Source organism: Pseudomonas sp. LBUM1661 (genome assembly GCF_059695925.1).
In genome coordinates, this window is the sequence record NZ_CP166794.1 from 2,605,068 (window position 1) to 2,623,827 (window position 18,760).

General features: G+C 56.3%; 18 protein-coding genes and 1 pseudogene. 7 read left to right on the forward strand and 12 right to left on the reverse strand.

From position 1 onward, the window contains the following. Window positions 1-91: 91 nt before the first annotated feature. Together ACA057_RS12095 and ACA057_RS12100 are read left to right on the forward strand one after the other, a co-directional pair. On the forward strand, window positions 92-874 hold the full coding sequence (locus ACA057_RS12095; protein WP_497348585.1) for an ABC transporter substrate-binding protein: 783 nt from the start codon (window positions 92-94) through the stop codon (window positions 872-874). 127 nt (window positions 875-1,001) lie between these two features. Next, window positions 1,002-1,198: pseudogene (locus tag ACA057_RS12100) on the forward strand (hypothetical protein). A gap of 97 nt (window positions 1,199-1,295) precedes the next feature. Here ACA057_RS12100 and ACA057_RS12105 read toward each other — a convergent pair. From ACA057_RS12105 to ACA057_RS12155, 11 genes are all read right to left on the reverse strand, one after another. Beyond that, window positions 1,296-1,478 carry a hypothetical protein gene (locus ACA057_RS12105; RefSeq protein ID WP_497348587.1) on the reverse strand — a complete coding sequence of 61 codons (183 nt, stop codon included), beginning with the start codon at window positions 1,476-1,478 and terminating at the stop codon, window positions 1,296-1,298. A gap of 435 nt (window positions 1,479-1,913) precedes the next feature. Continuing rightward, window positions 1,914-2,153, reverse strand: a complete 240-nt coding sequence (locus ACA057_RS12110; protein WP_497348589.1) for an SRPBCC family protein — start codon at window positions 2,151-2,153, stop codon at window positions 1,914-1,916. Window positions 2,154-2,256: 103 nt separating this feature from the next. Further along, window positions 2,257-3,468 carry an MFS transporter gene (locus ACA057_RS12115; protein WP_497348591.1) on the reverse strand — a complete coding sequence of 404 codons (1,212 nt, stop codon included), beginning with the start codon at window positions 3,466-3,468 and terminating at the stop codon, window positions 2,257-2,259. After that, on the reverse strand, window positions 3,465-3,857 hold the full coding sequence (locus ACA057_RS12120) for a GlcG/HbpS family heme-binding protein (RefSeq protein ID WP_497348593.1): 393 nt from the start codon (window positions 3,855-3,857) through the stop codon (window positions 3,465-3,467). Before ACA057_RS12120 ends, ACA057_RS12115 begins: the two co-directional genes overlap by 4 nt. An 84-nt stretch (window positions 3,858-3,941) precedes the next feature. Next, complete coding sequence (locus tag ACA057_RS12125; protein ID WP_497348595.1) at window positions 3,942-4,661, reverse strand: IclR family transcriptional regulator; 720 nt, start codon at window positions 4,659-4,661, stop codon at window positions 3,942-3,944. Window positions 4,662-5,119: 458 nt separating this feature from the next. Next, window positions 5,120-6,394, reverse strand: coding sequence for an OprD family porin (locus tag ACA057_RS12130; protein WP_497348597.1), 1,275 nt, complete (start codon window positions 6,392-6,394; stop codon window positions 5,120-5,122). Between the two features lie 164 nt (window positions 6,395-6,558). Next, window positions 6,559-7,623, reverse strand: a complete 1,065-nt coding sequence (locus tag ACA057_RS12135) for an SMP-30/gluconolactonase/LRE family protein (RefSeq protein WP_497348599.1) — start codon at window positions 7,621-7,623, stop codon at window positions 6,559-6,561. After that, the gene (locus ACA057_RS12140) at window positions 7,620-9,008 is read right to left on the reverse strand and encodes a tripartite tricarboxylate transporter permease (protein WP_497348601.1); all 1,389 of its coding nucleotides are present in this window, start codon (window positions 9,006-9,008) and stop codon (window positions 7,620-7,622) included. The genes ACA057_RS12135 and ACA057_RS12140 overlap by 4 nt, the downstream gene beginning before the upstream one ends. Next, window positions 9,005-9,481, reverse strand: a complete 477-nt coding sequence (locus ACA057_RS12145) for a hypothetical protein (RefSeq protein WP_497348603.1) — start codon at window positions 9,479-9,481, stop codon at window positions 9,005-9,007. The genes ACA057_RS12140 and ACA057_RS12145 overlap by 4 nt, the downstream gene beginning before the upstream one ends. A 58-nt stretch (window positions 9,482-9,539) precedes the next feature. Continuing rightward, window positions 9,540-10,457 (reverse strand): hydroxymethylglutaryl-CoA lyase, encoded by a 918-nt coding sequence (locus ACA057_RS12150; RefSeq protein WP_497349880.1) that lies wholly within the window; start codon window positions 10,455-10,457, stop codon window positions 9,540-9,542. 5 nt (window positions 10,458-10,462) lie between these two features. Then, a complete protein-coding gene (locus ACA057_RS12155) occupies window positions 10,463-11,749 on the reverse strand; it encodes a hydroxymethylglutaryl-CoA reductase, degradative (RefSeq protein ID WP_497348605.1) in 1,287 nt (428 codons plus the stop codon). Between the two features lie 138 nt (window positions 11,750-11,887). Between ACA057_RS12155 and ACA057_RS12160 the strand changes: the two genes are divergently transcribed. Together ACA057_RS12160 and ACA057_RS12165 are read left to right on the forward strand one after the other, a co-directional pair. Further along, window positions 11,888-13,258, forward strand: a complete 1,371-nt coding sequence (locus ACA057_RS12160) for an aminotransferase-like domain-containing protein (protein WP_497348607.1) — start codon at window positions 11,888-11,890, stop codon at window positions 13,256-13,258. A 184-nt stretch (window positions 13,259-13,442) separates the two neighbouring features. After that, complete coding sequence (locus tag ACA057_RS12165; RefSeq protein ID WP_497348609.1) at window positions 13,443-14,939, forward strand: xylulokinase; 1,497 nt, start codon at window positions 13,443-13,445, stop codon at window positions 14,937-14,939. Window positions 14,940-14,969: 30 nt separating this feature from the next. Here ACA057_RS12165 and ACA057_RS12170 read toward each other — a convergent pair whose 3' ends face one another. Continuing rightward, the gene (locus ACA057_RS12170; RefSeq protein ID WP_497348611.1) at window positions 14,970-15,896 is read right to left on the reverse strand and encodes a LysR family transcriptional regulator; all 927 of its coding nucleotides are present in this window, start codon (window positions 15,894-15,896) and stop codon (window positions 14,970-14,972) included. A 291-nt stretch (window positions 15,897-16,187) separates the two neighbouring features. Here ACA057_RS12170 and ACA057_RS12175 point away from each other — a divergent pair, with 291 nt between their 5' ends. Genes ACA057_RS12175 through ACA057_RS12185 form a run of 3 tightly spaced genes read left to right on the forward strand, consistent with a single transcriptional unit; the run spans window position 16,188 to window position 18,759 of the window. Then, complete coding sequence (locus ACA057_RS12175) at window positions 16,188-16,703, forward strand: flavin reductase family protein (RefSeq protein ID WP_497348613.1); 516 nt, start codon at window positions 16,188-16,190, stop codon at window positions 16,701-16,703. A gap of 59 nt (window positions 16,704-16,762) precedes the next feature. After that, window positions 16,763-17,749: an ABC transporter permease gene (locus ACA057_RS12180; RefSeq protein ID WP_497348615.1), complete on the forward strand. Its 987-nt coding sequence runs from the start codon at window positions 16,763-16,765 to the stop codon at window positions 17,747-17,749. A gap of 59 nt (window positions 17,750-17,808) precedes the next feature. Further along, window positions 17,809-18,759 (forward strand): sugar ABC transporter substrate-binding protein, encoded by a 951-nt coding sequence (locus tag ACA057_RS12185; RefSeq protein WP_497348617.1) that lies wholly within the window; start codon window positions 17,809-17,811, stop codon window positions 18,757-18,759. Window position 18,760 lies beyond the last annotated feature (1 nt).

Consider the following 18,760-nt stretch of genomic DNA (forward strand, 5'->3'; position numbering starts at 1 on the left):
CCACTCCTGTGAGTTCACATTGCCGCTGCCATAACGGATGACTTCGATTGCGGAGCGCCCGACATAAACAACATCGCATCTGGAGCTATGAATGAACGTAAAAAACATTGTCTTGAAAGTAGGGCTCGTCTCACTTTTGGCCTTGGGTGTCGGCGTGCAGGCGGCGGAGCAACCTCTGCGCCTGGGCATCGAAGCGGCCTACCCGCCGTTCGCGTCGAAAACCCCGGACAACCAGATTGTGGGTTTCGATTACGACATTGGTCAGGCCCTGTGCGCCGAGATGAAAGTCCAGTGCATGTGGCAGGAACAAGAGTTCGACGGGTTGATACCTGCACTCAAGGTGAAGAAAGTCGATGCGGTGATTTCATCGATGTCCATGACCCCGGAGCGGATGAAATCGGTCGATTTCAGCAATCGCTATTACCGCATTCCGGCGCGCCTGGTGTTCAAGAAGGGCAGTGGCATCAGCGACATTCCAGCTCAGCTCAAGGGCAAGCGAATCGGCGTGCAACGGGCGACCAACTTCGATCGCTATGTCACCGAAAAATTCGCCCCGGCGGGTGCCGAAGTGATTCGCTACGGCTCGCAGAATGAAGTGTTCCTCGACCTTCTAGGCGGGCGCATCGACGCCACCATGGCCAGTTCGGTGGTGATCGATGAAAGCCTGTTGAAGCGGCCGGAAGGGCGTGACTACGAGTTCGTCGGCCCGAGTTTTACCGAAGAGCAATTCTTCGGCACCGGTATCGGCATTGCCGTGCGCAAGAGCGATCCACTGGCGGGTCGTTTCAATCAGGCACTGGCAGCGATTCGCGCCAACGGCACCTACGACAAAATTCGCCAGAAGTATTTCGACTTCGACATCTACGGCGAGTAAGGACCGGGCGTTCTTTCGGCGCGCATGCCTGGGCATGCGCCGTTCGTCCACCGCCTGGCACTTGCAAGGCATCGTCATTTCTCATGTACAAGCACGGACATCCCGCGCATCAGAACGGAGAACCAGCATGGACATTGACGAGAATGCCCCTGGAAACAAATCTCAGCAGGGCGTAACGGGCGGCACTGATAACGAAACAGGCCATGATCCCAAGGGCAAAGAGCCTGAGGTTCCGTTGCCACCCGACGACGAGGCACCTGTCGACGAAGAAATGGCCATGTGAACGCCAACAATTCGGTGTCGAGCGAGCATCCGGAACCCTGACGATCACTTTCAGCGAATGAACCCGGCCTTCAACGTCGGGTTTTCATTTATGTGGCGTTCTTGGTTGGCTGATCCGTTGCCGTCGACCACCGGCCTATCAGAAAGCTGTGTATTCGAGGTAGAGCTTTTCGAGCGCCGCCTCGTACTTGTCTTCCGATAATGACTTTTTCAGAATCGCCAGATTTTCCAAGGCTGTGGCCGCCGCAACAGCCTCGTTTTCTCCCCGGTAGGCGGCACGCAATCGTGCGGCGGCAATGATCGACTCTTCGGTTTTGCGCATGGCTGTGCCTCGAAGATGAGCCTTCCTGACACCTTCACTCACTATCAATTTTAGTACCGGGGCAATCGATGACAACCCGGCAACCCGACTGGGAGGCAATCGGATGCGTCTTTGGGGGCCGGATTACTTTCCATTCGAGAGGCGACGGGTATCCACTGCGGCCGTCGAAGAAGAGGGGGAAACGGGCCACAATTGTGATGGAACGTCTATGGTCCGGCGAGACATTGGCCAAAAGCCAGAAACGAAAAAGCCCTGAATAATCAGGGCTTTGTCGTATAAAGATGACGGAGGCGATGACCCTGCACATCCTGCCCGTATATGACGTGCTGACTCGTCCGTTGGAGCGCATCAGCATGCCGATGCGGCTTTTTCTGCTTTGTGCGTTTACCGACCGTCACTTGGTGGCGTTTTTCCTCAGACCTTCCCTCACCGTTGTCAGTCCACGGACTCGACGACAGCTTTAAGGCGCTCCAGCCCTGTGCGGTAGAGTGCCTCTAAATGCTCGACGATGATCGCACCGTCAGCCGTTTTCAGATGGCGCAGGCGTCCTCCGTCACTGAGGGTACTGCTGGCAATGACATCAAGCCAGCGCGGCAGCCAATCAAAGCCACCGAGAAGTGACCAGACGTATTCGACGGGGCGTTCAATAGTAATCCGGACGTGGACGTCACTCATGTTTTCACCTGTGGGGTAGAAGGGCATTCAAATTTAAATTGACGCGACCAGCCACAGATTGGCGGGGCTGATCAGCGGGAAAATCTACAAATCACCAATTGCCTTAACTGGCCGTCGAGCGGGGGCGATGCAAGCCTGGGTCTTTTCGGTTGAGCGACACCAGCCAGACCAGCGGCAACTGTGCAAGGATCACCGTCACAACACCCGCCCAGGGTGTGAGAGCAATCTGCCCGTGGTCGACCAAGGCACTGCCGCTGGTTTCTCCCAGGGCAATGCCCAGGTTGAAGGCTGAAATGTTCAGCGCCGAAGCGAACGCCACCGCGTGCGGGGTATAGCGTTCGGCGGTGGTCAGCATGCCGGCCTGGGCGGCGGGAGAGAGTCCGAACGCCAGCGCCCCCCAGAAAAACAGCATCACCACCATCGGCAGCTGATAGGGCAACAGCAGCGCGACGGCAGCCAGCACGAGTGTCAGTAGCATGAAGATCATTCGCAGCGCCGGTTGCCAGCCCATCGTGGCCGCGAGTCGGCCCCCGACGAGATTGCCTGCCAGGGTCGCGACGCCGAATACGACTAACAGCAAACTGGCGGTCGCGGTGGAAAAGCCGCTGATGTCGGTGAGGATCGGCGTGATAAAAGTGAAGGCTGCAAAACTGGAACCGAAACCCAGCACCGTCACGGCCATCATCGCCAAAATGGCCGGGTGCCTGAGTGCCGCCAACTGAGTGACAGCTTTGCCCGACGGCGGCGTCGGCACGTTGGGCAACCACCGAGCGGTGGCCATCAAGGCCAGGGCGGCCAGCAGCGCGACCGCATAAAACGGCAGCCTCCACCCCATCGCGTTACCCAGGATGCTGCCAATCGGCACACCGATGACCATCGCCAGCGTCAGGCCGGCGAACATCACGGCGATGGCTTTGCTTGCCTGTCCCTTCGGCGCCAGGCTGGCGGCGACGGTGGCACCGATGGCAAAAAAGCTGCCATGAGCAAGCGCGGTGATGATGCGTCCTGCCAGTAACCAAGGGTAATCGGTGGAGAGCGCTGCCAGCAGATTCCCGCCCAGAAACAGCGCAATCAACGCCAGTAGCACCGGTTTGCGCGGCAGGCGCGCCAGAGCCAGAACGGTCAGCGGCGTGCCTAGTGCCAGCGCCAGCGCGTACAGCCCGACCAGGCTGCCCGCGCGCGCCAGGGGTATGTCGAGGTCAGAGGCAATCGCCGGGAGAATGCCCACGACGATGAATTCGGCCATCCCGATAGCGAAGGCTGTCACCGCCAGCGCCAGCACCCCCGGATGAATACGTTGCGTGGTCCGGTTCATGGACGGCCCGCTGCCTGCAGGGCAATCACCTGATCCGCCTCGACGGTAGCCCCGGCAACGCCAACGGCGCCGATGACCTTGCCGTGTTCATCTCGCAGCACCACGCCACCGCCAAAGCTGATCAGTCCGCCGTTGGTAGCCTCCAACGAGTAGATGGCTCCGCCCGGTTGCGCCTCCATACCCAGTTCGGCGCTGTCAGTGCGAAACAACGCAGCCGTGCGCGCTTTCTTCAGCGAAACGTCGATGGCGCCCGGCACGGCGTCGTCCATGCGGACGAAATGGCGCAGAAGTCCGGCATCGTCGACCACGCTGATGCAGACGGCGAAGCCTTGATCAAGCGCCTGCGCTTGTGCACGGTTAATGACCTGCTGGGACAACTGCTCAAACATTCGAGACTCCATTGAATAAAACGACAGGACGGCGATGATCCCGACGATTGCTTTTCAAGGGAATATGCTCCAGGCCATTGGAGGCTAAAGTTTGAGCATGTCGAACATTTCTCGCATGGCGTGGTTCGCCAACTTGCACAACTCTGTCTTGGACAAGCGTGAGGCGGGCGCGGCAACACCGAGCGCCGCCACCACGCGACCTTGCAAGCGCAGGGGCAGGGCGACGCAATTGAGCCCGGCCTCGGCTTCTTCTAGGTCCAATGCATAGCCATCTGTGACGATGCTTGCCAGTTCACTCTCCAGTTCCACAGGTAGCAATTGCGCTCTGCGCAAACTGCGGCGTAAGTCTTCGTCGAATGCCAGGAATATCTTGCCAATGGCCGAAGTGGTCAGTCCCGCGCGGCGCCCACGCGGACTGGCAACGCGCAGGCTGCCGGTGCCTTCAAGGGCGTCCATGTAGAAGTATTCGCGAGTGCCGCAAGGTGCCGCGAGAAAACAGGTTTCGCCAGTGCGTTCAGCTAGCGCGCGTAGCGCAGGGGCAAAGGCTTCACGCAGCAACGCATCGTCGTCGTTCAACGGTTGAGCGATTTCGCGCAGGCGCAAACCCAATGCATAGTGGGTGCCGCGGCGGGCAATGTAGCCCAGGGCAGCCAGCGTATTGAGCAAGCCGTGCAAGGTGCTTTTGTGCAAGCCGGATTGCGCCGCAAGGTCCACCAACCGGATTTCGCCCCCTGCCGCTGCGATGGTTTCAAGAATCATCATCGCGCGCTCGACGGACTGTATGCCTTTGTTCTCGTTGATCATGTGAGGGCCGTTCGTTTGCCTGCAATGAGTCTGAGTTCCACGAGGCGTAATGCCTCGTGGTTTGGCGAAAGCCCGGCTATCAGGTTCTCACAGGTTCTTGACGCGTGGGGGCGCGACCTGATCATCCGGGAGCTTTGGGCTGGCGTGAAGGTGGTCGGAGCGATTGGTGGGGAATGTTTGATGATGTCGGGTATTTAGCGCTGTGCGCCGGGCACAGAACCCGAGAGCGCCACACGGCACATGTGGAAGCGGGCTTGCTCGCGAAGGCGGTAGGTCAGCTTGCATCCATATTGGATGTGCCGCCGTCTTCGCGAGCAAGCCCGCTCCCACAAGGGGATGCACCGGTTCAAGGAACTTTGAGACCTCCATGACTCAGGGCCCTGGGGAGTGTCCGGGGCCCCACGCCGATTGTTGTCACACCTTCTAAAATTCAGGTCTGTGAGTTGAACACCTGGTCGCTAAAGAAACTTGATCGGATAATTGATGATGAGACGGTTTTCATCGATGTCGTAACTGCTGAAATCTCGGCGCAGCGTTGAATTGCGCCAACGCACCGACATGTCCTTCAACGGGCCGCTTTGGATGACGTAGGCCAGCTCGGACTCTCGCCCCCATTCCTTTCCATGGTCAGTGTCGTTGGTTTGAACATGGTCACCGCTGAGGTATCGATTCATCATCGTCAGTCCGGGCACACCTAGCGCGGCGAAGTCAAAGTCGTGACGAAGTTGCCAAGAACGTTCCCGGGCGCTGTCATAACTTGAAGTATAGGTATCGTTTGCTAGCGGGTAGCCGGCCGTGCCGTTTACTCGCATCCAGCCCGTCTCTCCATACACCCGCTGTAAGCCCAGGTAAAAAGTATGAGCGCCTGTTTTGGCTGAAAGCATCAGCGAAGCCGTTTTGTTATCCATCTGGCCTGCTTTTGCAGATCCGTCTTCGTCGCCAAGAAAGAGCCCCAGATTTGCTCCTAATTTCCATGAGCCAACACCTTGGCTATGGATCACATTCAAGTATTGCTGTTGGTAGATATCATCAAGTTGAGCGTACCAAAGGCCCACTTGGGTGGCCTTATCATTAAACTGGTATTCGCCCCCGGCGAAGTTGAATCGATCCGAGGTCGCTCCCGGGCGTCCAGCCATGAACATGTCATCCATGCTGGCGTCATTGCGGGGGCTGTTGCCCCGGAATTGGCCCGTGTAGAGCGTGAGGTTTTCCACTTCCCGTGATGTAACTTGTGCACCGCGAAAGGTCTGCGGTATTGAACGCCCATCATCTGAGCGCAAGATAGGGAGCAGGGACACCCATTCACCTATTTTCAGTTCGGTGGCGGAGTACCTGGCTTTCACCGCGACACCCAGGCGACCGAAATCGTCTGCCGGCCTGCCGCTATCGTGCACAGGAAGAAGCTGAGTTCCTGCTGTCCCCCGTCCACCGTCGAGCTTGATTGAGTAGAGCCCCAGTAGGTCTACCCCGAGGCCCACCGCGCCAGTGGTGTAGCCTGAGCGCACATCTAAAATGAAACTTTGAGTCCATTCTTCGGCCTTTCCCTGAGGATAGGACGGGTCTACAAAGTTTCGGTTTTGATAAAAGTTACGGAGATTGAGAGCGCCCGTTGTGTCGTCTATCAAGCCTGCCGCCGACACTCCGATTGAGGCAGTAGAACTCACAACGCCCACTGCTATCGGCCTCAAGAGGGTGGCAAGGCTCGGTGTTTTGTTGCGTGAAAGGATTTTCATTATTGTTATTTCCTTTTTTTTTGAGCGCAGTCTTCCCTCGCAGTGAAAGACTGCAAAAAATACGGTTTTCTGGATATGGCTGGCGAAGAAGGACGTCTGCGCCAAAGTGGTATTGGGTAAAACGCCTAAATGCTTACTCCGTAAAGTTCAGCCAACGCGCCCGGTCAGTCATGCGAATAGAGTTTCAATGCATTGGCAAAGCCTTTGGCTTTGAAAATGGCACTGCCTTCGCCTAGATCACCGTCACTGGCGACAAGGTAAACCTCGTTTGTATCAGGCTTGAGCGCCAAGCTGGTCGAACGCAGAAAGTGGCCGTTTTCGCGTCCCGGGATCAGAATCTGGCCAATCGGAAGACCGTTTGGGTTGAGTACCAGGACACGCCCTTGGCTGTACATGGCCACGTATAAGTTGCCGTCCTGATCGACACGCATCGAATCGGGGGAGGGGCCATTGAATCGGTAAACCACCGCCTCGCCAAAAGGCGCTATGGTCCGAGCGTCTTTGAGTTCAATTCGATGAAGCAGGCCGGAGGCAAACTCCGTGACCCACAAAGTTTTTCCGTCGGGGGAGAGGGCAATGCCGTTAGCTATCGCCAGCTTGGGCAGGATTGGAATGATAGTCTGACCGCCCGCGGGCACGTAATAAACACCGCCCGTTGGTTCGGTGGACGTGCCCTTGAAGTCGGTGAAGTAAAAGCCTCCGGTGCTGTCGAACACCAGATCATCGACCAGATAGTTTTTATTAGCCGCAATGAGCTCTTCCTTCCCCGAACCGTCAGATTTATAGACCGTAAGGTTACCCGTGTTCCTGAAGTTTCCAAGACCAGCTACGAACAGGCGTCCGTCCTTATGTATGGCCAATCCTGCGGAACCCAAAGCGTTTGTTTGCACCACAACACTGAGCTTTCCTTGCGGGTCGGCTTTGAGTACCTGGCCACCGAATACCTCCACAAATAGCAAATTCCCCTCTCGATCGAACGACGGTCCCTCCAGTTGCATTCCTTTGTCCGAGACTTTGATCCAGCGCTGTGCAGTTACCGTCGGAAGGTCTTTTTCTGAGGCCGGAATGGCATGCAGTTGTTTGTCGCCTGCGGGATAAGCAAGAGCAGGAATTGACTCGGCAGCATCAGCAATGAACGAGGTCGTGCTCAACACTAACAGCAGGGATGTGAGGACATTTTTATGCATGATGGTTACCTGGATATTGTTGTTATGTGTGCTGGAAATCATGCGTGTATCAGGGCAACGATGGCTGGAACGCTGAGTACAGCGGTGTAATAGCCCATGAACTGGACGCCAATGTTGAAGCCCAAAAAGCGTGAGAGAAATCCGCCCAGCAGACCGATGGTGATGATGACCAGCAAACCCAGGAGGCCGCCTTCCCAGATGCCAATCACCAGGATCAGGCCAACAAACGTCGAGATCACGGCTTCGTGGCTGATTTTGCGCGACACATAGGATGCCGCTCTGTGCGCGTAATTCATGGTGAATGGGTAAGCGATCAGAATGGCAATGACCACTGCCAACATGCCGTACCCCAAAAACTCCCAAGTGTTGAGCAAGGAGTGCAAGTTGTGCACTTGGCCTGTCGCGGTGTCGACGCTAAAGCGCGGGGGCGCATTGAAGAGTGGCGCTGCCGGGCCTGCGGCGACTGGGCTGAGTGGCAGGCCAAACGCGATCAGTGGGATCAACGCTTCGGCGAGGTAAGTTGATTCAGTGACCCCGTTCCGAGCGGTTATGACGGTGGTCAAACGGTGATAGACGTGTTTGACCCTTGAGCCAACGACTTCACCCATGATGACGGTCATGGCCACCGGGCTGAACACGAAGGTGGCGCTGGAGACGACGGCAGTGACGGCTGTCCACATGCTTTGTTTGCTGTCCAATACCCTAAGCGGATTAGGGAAAAATCCGCCCCAGCTTTTTACGTCGGGAGACAAGGAAAAAGTGCGTACCTCCTGGCGTCGCATTGTTTCTCGCTCGGCAGGTGCGAGCATGGAGAACAGCGCGGCAATCAGCGGGCCGATGGCAATGCCGAGGAAGTAACTGACACTGAGCTTGACCCCATACTGGCCGGTGATGCTTTGCAGGCCGACAATCACCATGACGAAGGGGATCAGCGTCAGCACAGCCGCCAGGCGGCCTTTGGAAAACCATGCGATAGCGACCGCTGCAAGCAGGAAAACCCAAGGTGCAGCACGCTTGATCATGTCACCGAACGGCGCGAGCATCACGGCGAACAGTACGGCCATCGGAACTGCAATCAACGCTGCAATGACCGCACCCGAAATCATCTTGCGCAGAGCAATGTGTGGTACGCCCAGATTGCGCAAGAAATTGGCTTCGCGCATGAGTGGCGTCGCCATGGTGTCGCCCGGAATACCCAGTAGAGCCGTCGGTACGGCATGGGTCATATGTTTGGCCACGGCGCCTGCCAGGAAGAATGTCAGCACACCTGCGGCAGGAACGCCCAGCAGAACGACCAGCAACGTCAGCGGGGCGAGCGTAGTGGTTTCATCACTACCTGATATGAGTCCGATCCCGGCAAAAATAACCGCCCCCAGGATACCCATACCCAACGCTATGAGGATCTGATCCAGCAAGGGTGCGATCATGACCGGCCCCCATTGATGCTTACCGCTCTGACAGCGGGGGCGGGGGAGGTATCGAGGCTTTTCGCGGAAGTGTTTAGGCCTTTCTCGTAATCCGCGAACAGATCATAAAGATCCATTTCACGCAGTTCCGCGATCGTGGCAGGCGGCAGGTCACTCAGACTGCCGAGTGGGCCGTATTCATTCTGCAACTCGATCAGGATTTTTGAGCGCCATGCCGGATCTGCCAGATGCTCTACGACATTACGCTTGGGTTTGAAAAGCGCCGCACTAATGGCGCCTCCTGCCAGGCAGCCAACAATACCCACCAGCATCGCGTATGCACGCGCCATCTGCAGAGAATCCACCCAGCCGACAAGCAGGTACTTCGCCAGGAAGAAAGCGCCGAGGCTGACGATTGCGCCGATGCCAATGGAGTAGATCAGGTGGCGACCGTCTACCGTGTCGCCCCATACTTCAAACAGTTCGGGTTTCATAAGGGTTCTCCCACCGCCCCTGCGGGCTTTTATTGTTATGAACGTGAAGAGATGCGGCTTAGTTCGTTTCTACGAGACCACGTTTCGCGAGAAGCGCACGGGATACTCTGGATGCAGTTTCCCGTCCAAGTTCCGCATTGATGAACTCACCGATTTCGATCAATGCATCAAGATCGACGCCATGGTTCATGCCTAGGCCGTTCAGCAGGTAAATCACATCTTCGGTGGCAACATTGCCAGTGGCCCCTGGCGAATACGGGCAGCCACCCAGGCCAGCAACTGAGCTATCGAAAGTCCGTACACCCGCTTCCAGCGCGGCATGGACATTGGCGATGGCCATGCCATAGGTGTCATGAAAATGTCCGGCGAGAGCGCTGACGGGAACAACCTGGCGACAGGCATCGATCAACGCTTTCGTTGACGCAGGTGTACCCGCACCAATGGTGTCGCCCAGACTGACCTCATAACATCCCATCCCGAAGAGTGAAGCGCTGACGGCTGCGACTGCCTCGGGTTTGACGTGGCCTGTGAAGGGGCACCCCATGACGCAGGAGACGTAGCCTCTCACCCTGACTCCGGCATCGCGCGCGCGCACCATCACTTCCTGATAGCGACGCAGGCTTTGCGCGATAGAACAGTTGATATTCTTTTGCGAGAACGCCTCGGAGGCAGCCGCGAATACGGCGACCTCCCGGCAACCTGCCTCTATGGCGGCTTCCAGTCCTTTCACGTTGGGAACCAACGCTGTCCAGGTTACGCCGGCGCGCGTTGTGAGCGCTTTGAGCACTTCGTCAGATCCCGACATCTGTGGTACCCAGCGTGACGAGACAAATGCGCCGGCTTCCAGGGTTCGCAAGCCCGCATCTGCCAGCCTTTCCAGTAACTGCACTCTGATCTGAGGCGGGAGTGTCCGTTTCTCATTCTGCAAGCCGTCCCTTGCACCTACCTCAACCAACCGGACATGATCGTCGGCCATGATCATTACTGCGCACGCTTTTGCTTAAGGAGTTCAGCCGCTTTGTCTGAGCGCACATCACGAGCCTCAACCATCTGCTTGACCAGCCAGTTGACCTCTTCGCCTCTGGCACCAGCGGAAAGTGCAATGTTGCGCGCATGCAAAGCCATGTGGCCGCGTTGTATTCCTTCAGTCGACAGTGCACGCAGCGCGCCCAGGTTTTGAGCCAGGCCGACTGCCACAGCGATTTCTGCAAGTTCCTGCGCCGTCTTCACACCCAGGATGCGTAGCGACAGTTGTGCCAGCGGGTGAGTCTTGGTGGCGCCGCCGACCAGGCCGACAGGCATGGGCATTTCCAGGGTCCCCACCAGATGACCTTTGCCATCTTTTTCCCAGGTGGTCAGTGAACCGTAATGTCCGTTACGGCAGGCATAGGCGTGTGCACCGGCTTCCACCGCGCGCCAGTCGTTACCGGTGGCGACGATAAGAGGGTCAATGCCATTCATGATGCCCTTGTTGTGAGTGGCCGCACGATAGGGATCAACGACGGCAAAGTTGTAAGCATCGAGGATCCCTTCAATGACGTCTTCGCCTTTGTAGGCTGCGGTCGTGAGCAGCTCAGGAGCAATGCGGATCTGGGCTCTGGCAAGACGCAGATCAGCCAGGTTGGACAGAATGCGCAGTCGTACCTTGCCTCCGGTAATTTCTTCCATCAGCGGGGCAACCGCTTCAGCCATCGTGTTCACGGTGTTGGCGCCCATGGCATCGCGCACGTCCACGATCAGGTGGGCCACCAGCATCGGCCCGCGAGGGCTCTGGGCGAAGGTGTGCACTTCAATGTCGCGACAACCTCCGCCCAACTTGTTAAGCAGTTGATCCTTGCGGTTGGCGAGTTCGATGATTTCGTCTTTGCGGCGCAAAAGGCTCAGACGTGCATTGAAGGGATCTTCGATGTCGACAATCTGCACCTGGGCGCGCATCAGCGGCAGAGAGCTGGAAGTCTGGAAGCCACCCGCATCGCGCGCCAGTTTGGCCATGAACGAAGCGGCTGCGACCACCGAAGGCTCTTCAACCACCAACGGCACGATGACGTCACGACCATTGATTTGGAAGTTGCTCGCGACGGCGTAGGGTAATTCGAATTTGCCAATTACGTTCTCGATCATGCCATCGGCGATTTCCAAGGGCAGGGCGCCGGCATCGCGTAGCAGGGCAACATCAGCTTCTGGAAGCTCGAGCAGCTCTTGCAAGTGACCCAGGCGTTCGGCCGGCGACATGCTGCGGAACATGGGAAGGCGGGAGTCGATACTCATGGGAAGAATCCTGGTGCAGTTATTGTTGTTGAGTGGCTGTCACCCTATTCGTATGTGTTTGAGTAAAAAAGGTACAGTTTGGACAGACAGTACCTAAGCTGTACCCTCAGTGATTAATTCACTCAGGGGGTTTATGCGATGGTGCGGCTGACGCTTGCCCAGCAACTGACGGCATCATTAGTCGAACAAATCGGCAATGGCACCTACCGGGTCGGTGACCGATTGCCGTCACTGCGCGAGTGCATGCGCCTGTTTGGCCATTCGAAAAACACAGTGATTAACGCTTATGAATCGCTGGCCTCCCAAGGACTTGTCGAAGCGCGCCATGGGCAGGGCTTCTTCGTCAAACAAGGCGCTCCGAGCAGCAACGAACCGGAAGAGCCGCTACCTTTCACCCGGGCGATGGACACCATCTGGCTCATGCGACAGCAGTTTGTCCGTGAACCCGGTCACTCGCCACTCGGTGAAGGCTTTCCGCCAGTCGAGTGGCTGATGGATTTGCGCCTGGACAAGTTCACACGGCAGATCATGCGTATGGGTGTCACGACGCTTTTCCGGTACGGCAACCGGCTGGGGAATGCCGCTCTTCGTCAACACTTGGTACAAAAACTGGCGACTTATTCAATTACGGCCAGTCCTCGCCAAATCGTAACCACCCATGGGGCCAATCACGCACTGGACCTGATAATCCGCCGCTTTATTGCTCCGGGGGATTACGTTTTTGTCGAGGACCCAGGCTATTACCCGCTGTTCGGCAAGCTGCAATTGCAAGGCGCCCGGATGCTATCCGTACCCAGATTGCCGGATGGGCCGGACATGGAGGTGCTGGAGCAGCATCTCCTTCTGCACAAGCCAAAATTATTTTTCATGCAGTCTGTCGGGCACAACCCGACGGGCTCCGATATTTCACCCGGCAAAGCCCATCGGTTGGTTCAGTTAGCGCAAGAGCACAACTTTATCCTGGTGGACGACGACGCCTTGGCAGATTTCAAACCGGCATCGGCAATCAAGGTGTCTGCGCTGGATCAGTTGCAACGCTCACTCTACGTGGGCAGCTTTTCAAAATCGGTTTCTGCGGCACTGAGGGTCGGGTTTATCGCAGGCAGTAAAGACGTCATAGATGAACTGGGTGACCTGAAAATGCTGCTGCACACCAGCACCTCGGAGCTTTGTGAGCGAACCGTTGATGTAATTTTGTTGGAAGGGCATTTCCTCCGGCATCTCATCCGCTTACAAGAGCGGTTAAAAAGCGCTACCACGGCAGGTTTACAGGTGCTGGATGAAATTGGCGCCGAAGTATTCGTTCGTCCAGAGCAAAGCCTCTATTTGTGGGCAAGGTTTCCTCACATTGACGATGCCAGGGAGCTGACGCGACAACTGCTTCCAAAGGGTTTCATGATCGCCCCTGGTCACATTTTTTCACCGGAGCAATCGCGTATAAATCCATGGACGAGATTGAATGTCGCGTATCTGAATGATCCGTTGCTCAAAGCAGTATTGAGCGGCTGAGTCGAATGCCATTTTCCTTCAGGGTAATACCTGTAGGCCAGGAGTCCGCTGTCTACTAGCTGCTTCAGATTGATCAGTGGAGCATAATGCCTATCGCTCTGCCTCAGGTTGTTTGATGACAGTGTTCTGAACCGAAAGTAATCACAGTTTTGTGCGAGTAACCCCTTTGAAGAGTCGAGCATTGATGGTTGGGGTGGATATGGGCACCTCTAGCACTCGAGTCGTTGTTCTCGACGAAAACGGCCACTGTTTGGGTGCGGCGGGTCGCTCCACGCTCTTGATGAACCCGTCACGGCTGATGTTCGAACAAGACCCCGAGCACATGTATGCATCGGTGTTATTGACGATCAAGGACGTGCTGAGCCAGCACGCGATACCTGTCTCGGAGATTGGTGGTATTGCGATTTGCGGTCAAATGGCGGGGATATGCTCGGTTGGCAAGCGTTGGGAGGCCGTAACACCCTACGACTCCTGGCTGGATATGCGATGTGCCAGCCAGGTTCCCCAGCTCAAGGCGTACGAGCAGCAAATCATTGAGTGCTCAGGTGGGCCGGCCGGTGCCAATCATGCTGCAAAGTGGTTGTACTGGCGTGATCAACAGCTGAAGACCTATCGCAACATCAGAAAAATCATCATGCCTGCAGCGTATGTGGCAGGGCGTATGGCGCAGTTACGCAGCGATGATGCGTTTATGGATTACACCTATTTGGGCTTTAACAGCTTCGCTGATAGTCGCGCGATTCAATGGAACACCTCGCTCATTGATGAATTCAAGCTCGACATCGATCGACTTCCCAATTTGGTTGCACCGTCGGATCGCATTGGATCGGTCTCTGCGAATGCTGCGCGCTTTTGCGGACTGCTGGCGGGTACACCCATTTTCGCCGGGTGCGGGGATATTGCGGCTTCATTGCTCGGTGTCGGGATTTTCACCCCTGGTAAACTGTTCGACATCGCCGGGACTGGATCAGTGTTGGCGACACTTTTGGACCATTACGCGGTTGACGCACAGCACAAGACCCTTACTACGCTCAGACATTGCTTGCCCGATCTTTTTTACTCGGTAGCCTATGTTGGGGGGGCGGGTATCAGTTTCAACGGGTTCGGCCTGAGCAACAGCGAATGTCGACAACTGGAACTACAAGCGTCTGCGCCATTGTCCGAGCGCAACAAACTGTTGTTTCTGCCGCACCTGGGCGGGCAGCACGCGCCGTTTGATTCTTCGCTGGGTGGCGCCTTCGTCGGCCTCGACTGGACACATGACCGTACTGATCAATACCGGGCAATGATGGAGTCGATTGCTTATGAATATGCTCGATTTCTCGGGTGCATGAGGGATATGAAGGTCGACGTCGACGACGGCGGTGTATTCAGTTTAGGGGGCGGCTCGAACAGTCCTCTGTTCAATCAGATCAAGGCCGATGTGCTGGGCATACCTTATTACAAACTGCCTTCCGCCGAGTACGGCGCTTTGGGCGCGGCACTGTTGGTTGGAGAGGGCGCAGGTATTTTCGCGGATCTGATGCAAACGGTCATCGCCTGGCAAAAGCCGAGCGAATCGGTAACGCTGCCGGACGCCTCGAAACATCCGTTCTATGCGGGGATGCGCAAGGCTTATGAACAAATGCTGGGCCATCTCAAACCGGTATTTGACGAGCTGAATTCAGTTTCGCTTTCCTGATCACGATAGCGTCAGGAAGGCGTGTTCACGCTAGTGCGGAGGCAGGATATAGCGTGAAGACGTGTCGAGTTTTTTAAAGTATTGCACGGCGAAATCGACGAAGATTTTGACACGTAACGGCAGCTTCTTGCCGCCCTCGGTGAGCAGATGAAATCCGGTGGATGGGCATTGATAGTCCTCAAGCAGCGGGACCAGTCGTTTGGCCTGAATGTCGTCCGCCACTTCCCACACCGACTTCCAGATAATCCCTAAGCCTTGAACAGCCCATTGACGCAAGGTAAAGCCGTCATTGGCCAGGCGATTGCCCTTGACCTGAATCGTGGTAGGCACGCCCTTGTTCATGAATTTCCAGCGATCGAGTGTGAAATCTGCACGCAGTTGTACCAGGCAGTTGTGGTGCTGCAGGTCCTCGGGGTTGAGTGGTGCGCCATGCTGCTCCAGATACCGCGGAGAACAGCAGACCATCTGTCTATCAATGCCAAGGGAGCGGGCGATCAAGGAACTGTCAGGCAGGTCGCCGAACCGGATCGCGATGTCTGAGCCTGACTCGACAAAGTCCAGTATCCGGTCGGTGAAAAACAGGCGAATGCGGACATGAGGATTTTCGCTGATGAAGCTATCGACCAGTTGGCTGATCCACTGTCGGCCCAGGTCGGTAGGGCAGGTCAGTCCGATGGTGCCCAGTAGATCGCTGTGGCCGTTTTTGATGATGTTGTCGAGAGTGTCGACCTCTTCGAGGATCTTCAAGGCATTTTCAAACAGCAGCTGCCCTTCAGCAGTAGGACTCAAGCTGCGGGTGTTGCGCTTGAGCAACCGTAAACCATAGAACTCTTCCATCGCCTTGAGACGCCCGCTCATGGCCGCGGGCGAGAGCCCCATCTGTCGACCCGCTGTTGAAAGCGACCCCGTCTGAACGATCAGGCGAAACAGCCGCATATCTTGTAATCGATCAACCATGGGATTTTTTTTGTCTCGTGGAAGTTGCTTTCTATTGTGCAAAGTATCAGCCAATTATTCACCAAATACCATGTAATCAACGAGTGAGGCGAAACGGCATATTTGCGCGCATCCCCTTTAAATAGGCGGTCTTGAAGTGTCTGTGAAGGCAATTCAAATGTGTTTGTTGTTGGGTTCATCTTTCGGAATCACTGAAAGGTCAATTTTATAAATACGAATAGAAAAGTGCAGGCGATTGTTAATAATGGATACCTGAGCTTGTGAGTCACAATAAAAAAGAGGGTCTATGCTATGCGCGTTCAATATCAAGAGTCCGCCCCTTCGATTGATCTGGCGGGTCAGTTCAAATTGGCAATGGGCCGCTTTGCCTCTTCTATAACCCTGATCACTACCGTTGATGACAATGGTCAGCCTCACGGCCTGGCCGCGACGGCTTTTTCCTCGGTGTCGATGGACCCTGCTTCGGCGCTGATCTGTGTCAACCGCACTGCCAGCGCCTCACCAATCATCAAACGAACCGGGATGTTCTGCGTGAACATGCTGCAAAGCCAGCATGAGTCTATCTGCCGGATCTTCAGTCAGCCCGACTTGCGCGAGCAACGCTTTGTGGCGGGCGACTGGCGCACTGGTATTCACGGTATTCGTTACTTGGCCGACGCCCAGGCGGCGATCTTTTGTGAAGTGGTGCAAGAAATTGAACATGGTTCGCACACGGTGATTATCGGCAACGTCATTGATGTCGTCACGCAGGCACTGGAACAGCCACTTCTCTACATGGGAGGGCGTTATCGGGAGCTGGGTCATTAATTCTTAGTTGTCGTGTACCGCTCGATCTTATAACAATTAAATAAGAAGTGGATGTGGGTATGAACAATCAGTTGTTGGCAAAGAAAAGACTGTCTGGGTCGATTCCAAAGTGGGTCGGTCTGGAAACCAGTGTTGCGGGTCCAATGGTCGGACTTTTGTTGTTGTGTGCCGTGTTGACTGTCTTTACCGATAGTTTTCTGACCTTGAGCAACCTGCTCAATGTGCTCGATCAAGTCACGGTGCTCGGCATCATGGCGTTGGGTATGACGTTGGTGATTCTCATCGGTGGCATCGACCTGTCGGTGGGCGCGGTGCTGGCGGTGGCAATCATGGTCATGAGCTGGCTCGGACAGGTTCTCGGCTTGCCGATGTGGATAGCGATGCTCGGGGCGATAGCCGTCGGCGCCGCGTGTGGTTCGACCACGGCCTTGCTGGTGGTCCGGGCCGGCCTTCCATCGTTCATTGCAACGCTGGCGATGATGTCGATCGCTCGGGGCCTGGCTTATATGGTCACGGACGGTGCGCAAGTCAGCGGGTTCCCGGAATGGTTCAGCAATCTCTCGGTGATTCGTTACGGCGGCGTGTTGTCGCTGACCGTCAGCTGCTTCGCAGTGCTGGCGCTGGTGTTCTGGTTCGTTCTCAAATTCACGGTGCCCGGCCGCAGCCTGTATGCCATCGGCGGCAGCAGCAAAGTGGCCAAGCTCGCCGGCATCCGGGTCAAAAGCTACACCAGTGCGGTGTACGTCATCTCCGGCATCTGCGCGGCACTGGGCGGCATCATCATGACGTCCCGCCTGGACACCGCCGGCGCGGGTGCGGGAGTCGGTTATGAGCTGGATGTGATCGCCGCTGTGGTGATCGGTGGCGGCAGCCTCAAGGGCGGCGCGGGTAGCGTGGTGGGCACGATCATCGGCGTGTTGATCATCGGCGTTTTGCGCAACGGCTTGAACCTGGCCGGCATTTCGCCCTTCGTTCAGCAAGTGGTGATCGGCGCTGTAATTGCATTCGCGGTGATGCTCGATTTGCTCAAGCGCAAGGCTGACTGACTTCGGGTCATCAATCGAAATCTGAGCTCGTTTATACGCACAATAAAAAGGATAAAAACATGAACCTGTCTGCTGTTTCGCTGCGTTTTCTGTGGTTGCCACTGCTGGGCTGCCTGATGTCGGTCGGTGCTCAGGCACAAAGTAAACCTGCGAATGAAATCACTGTCGGGATGTCGATCCCGAGTCTTCAGTGGGTGTTCTATCTAATGGTCCGTGATGGCGTCATGGAGCAGGCCAAAACCCTCGGCATCAAAAATGTGCTGGTGGCTGACGCTCAGGCTGATCCCGCACGGCAGGTCAGTCAGATACAGGACATGTTGAGCAAAGGCATTGATGTGTTGCTCTACACCGCCACGGGCAGTGCCGCTTCGGCTGTGCCGGTGCGGTTGGCGCGGCAACAGGGTGTGCCGGTGATTTGCATCGACAACTTTCCGAAGAATGTCGAGTGTGACGCCTATATCTCCACCGACAACCTCGCTGCGGCGGGCGAGCTTGCCCGGCAGATGATCAAGTTGACGGGCGGCAAGGCTGAAATCGGTCTGCTGCAAGGCACTCTGGGCGACTCGACTGAAGTGACCCGGGCGAAAGGCCTGGACGCGGTGCTGGCCGGTGCGCCGGAGATGAAAATCGTCGACCGCAAGCCCACTGACTGGCTGCAGGACAATGGCTTCAAAGTCGCTCAGGACATGCTGCAGAAGAACCCGAAGATCAACGTGTTCATTGGACGTTCTGATGCACCGGCCCTCGGCGCGGCTCAGGCGGTCAAAGTGGCCAACATCGATCATAAAGTCTGGGTATTCGGTTATGACGGTTTGCCGTCGGCGCTCGAAGCGATTCGCGACGGGAAACTGGACATGACCATCACCCAGCAAGCCGTGGAGATGGGGCGCACGGCATTACGCACGGCCGTCGATCTGCAGCAAGGTAAAGAGGTCACCAAGACTCAGTTGCTGCCGGCCTTCGTCACCACTCGGGAAAACGTGGCGACCTTCCTTGAGCAGCATCCTTGAG

Excerpts from the sequence above, each read along its gene's own strand:
- ACA057_RS12185 (WP_497348617.1), top strand. The coding sequence starts at position 17,809 with ATGAACCTGTCTGCTGTTTCGCTGCGTTTTCTGTGGTTGCCACTGCTG.
- ACA057_RS12160 (WP_497348607.1), top strand. The coding sequence starts at position 11,888 with ATGGTGCGGCTGACGCTTGCCCAGCAACTGACGGCATCATTAGTCGAA.
- ACA057_RS12130 (WP_497348597.1), bottom strand. The coding sequence starts at position 6,394 with ATGAAAATCCTTTCACGCAACAAAACACCGAGCCTTGCCACCCTCTTG.
- ACA057_RS12150 (WP_497349880.1), bottom strand. The coding sequence starts at position 10,457 with ATGGCCGACGATCATGTCCGGTTGGTTGAGGTAGGTGCAAGGGACGGC.
- ACA057_RS12155 (WP_497348605.1), bottom strand. The coding sequence starts at position 11,749 with ATGAGTATCGACTCCCGCCTTCCCATGTTCCGCAGCATGTCGCCGGCC.
- ACA057_RS12180 (WP_497348615.1), top strand. The coding sequence starts at position 16,763 with ATGAACAATCAGTTGTTGGCAAAGAAAAGACTGTCTGGGTCGATTCCA.
- ACA057_RS12105 (WP_497348587.1), bottom strand. The coding sequence starts at position 1,478 with ATGCGCAAAACCGAAGAGTCGATCATTGCCGCCGCACGATTGCGTGCC.
- ACA057_RS12145 (WP_497348603.1), bottom strand. The coding sequence starts at position 9,481 with ATGAAACCCGAACTGTTTGAAGTATGGGGCGACACGGTAGACGGTCGC.
- ACA057_RS12170 (WP_497348611.1), bottom strand. The coding sequence starts at position 15,896 with ATGGTTGATCGATTACAAGATATGCGGCTGTTTCGCCTGATCGTTCAG.
- ACA057_RS12165 (WP_497348609.1), top strand. The coding sequence starts at position 13,443 with ATGGTTGGGGTGGATATGGGCACCTCTAGCACTCGAGTCGTTGTTCTC.
- ACA057_RS12125 (WP_497348595.1), bottom strand. The coding sequence starts at position 4,661 with ATGATCAACGAGAACAAAGGCATACAGTCCGTCGAGCGCGCGATGATG.
- ACA057_RS12135 (WP_497348599.1), bottom strand. The coding sequence starts at position 7,623 with ATGATTTCCAGCACACATAACAACAATATCCAGGTAACCATCATGCAT.
- ACA057_RS12095 (WP_497348585.1), top strand. The coding sequence starts at position 92 with ATGAACGTAAAAAACATTGTCTTGAAAGTAGGGCTCGTCTCACTTTTG.
- ACA057_RS12120 (WP_497348593.1), bottom strand. The coding sequence starts at position 3,857 with ATGTTTGAGCAGTTGTCCCAGCAGGTCATTAACCGTGCACAAGCGCAG.
- ACA057_RS12115 (WP_497348591.1), bottom strand. The coding sequence starts at position 3,468 with ATGAACCGGACCACGCAACGTATTCATCCGGGGGTGCTGGCGCTGGCG.
- ACA057_RS12140 (WP_497348601.1), bottom strand. The coding sequence starts at position 9,008 with ATGATCGCACCCTTGCTGGATCAGATCCTCATAGCGTTGGGTATGGGT.
- ACA057_RS12175 (WP_497348613.1), top strand. The coding sequence starts at position 16,188 with ATGCGCGTTCAATATCAAGAGTCCGCCCCTTCGATTGATCTGGCGGGT.
- ACA057_RS12110 (WP_497348589.1), bottom strand. The coding sequence starts at position 2,153 with ATGAGTGACGTCCACGTCCGGATTACTATTGAACGCCCCGTCGAATAC.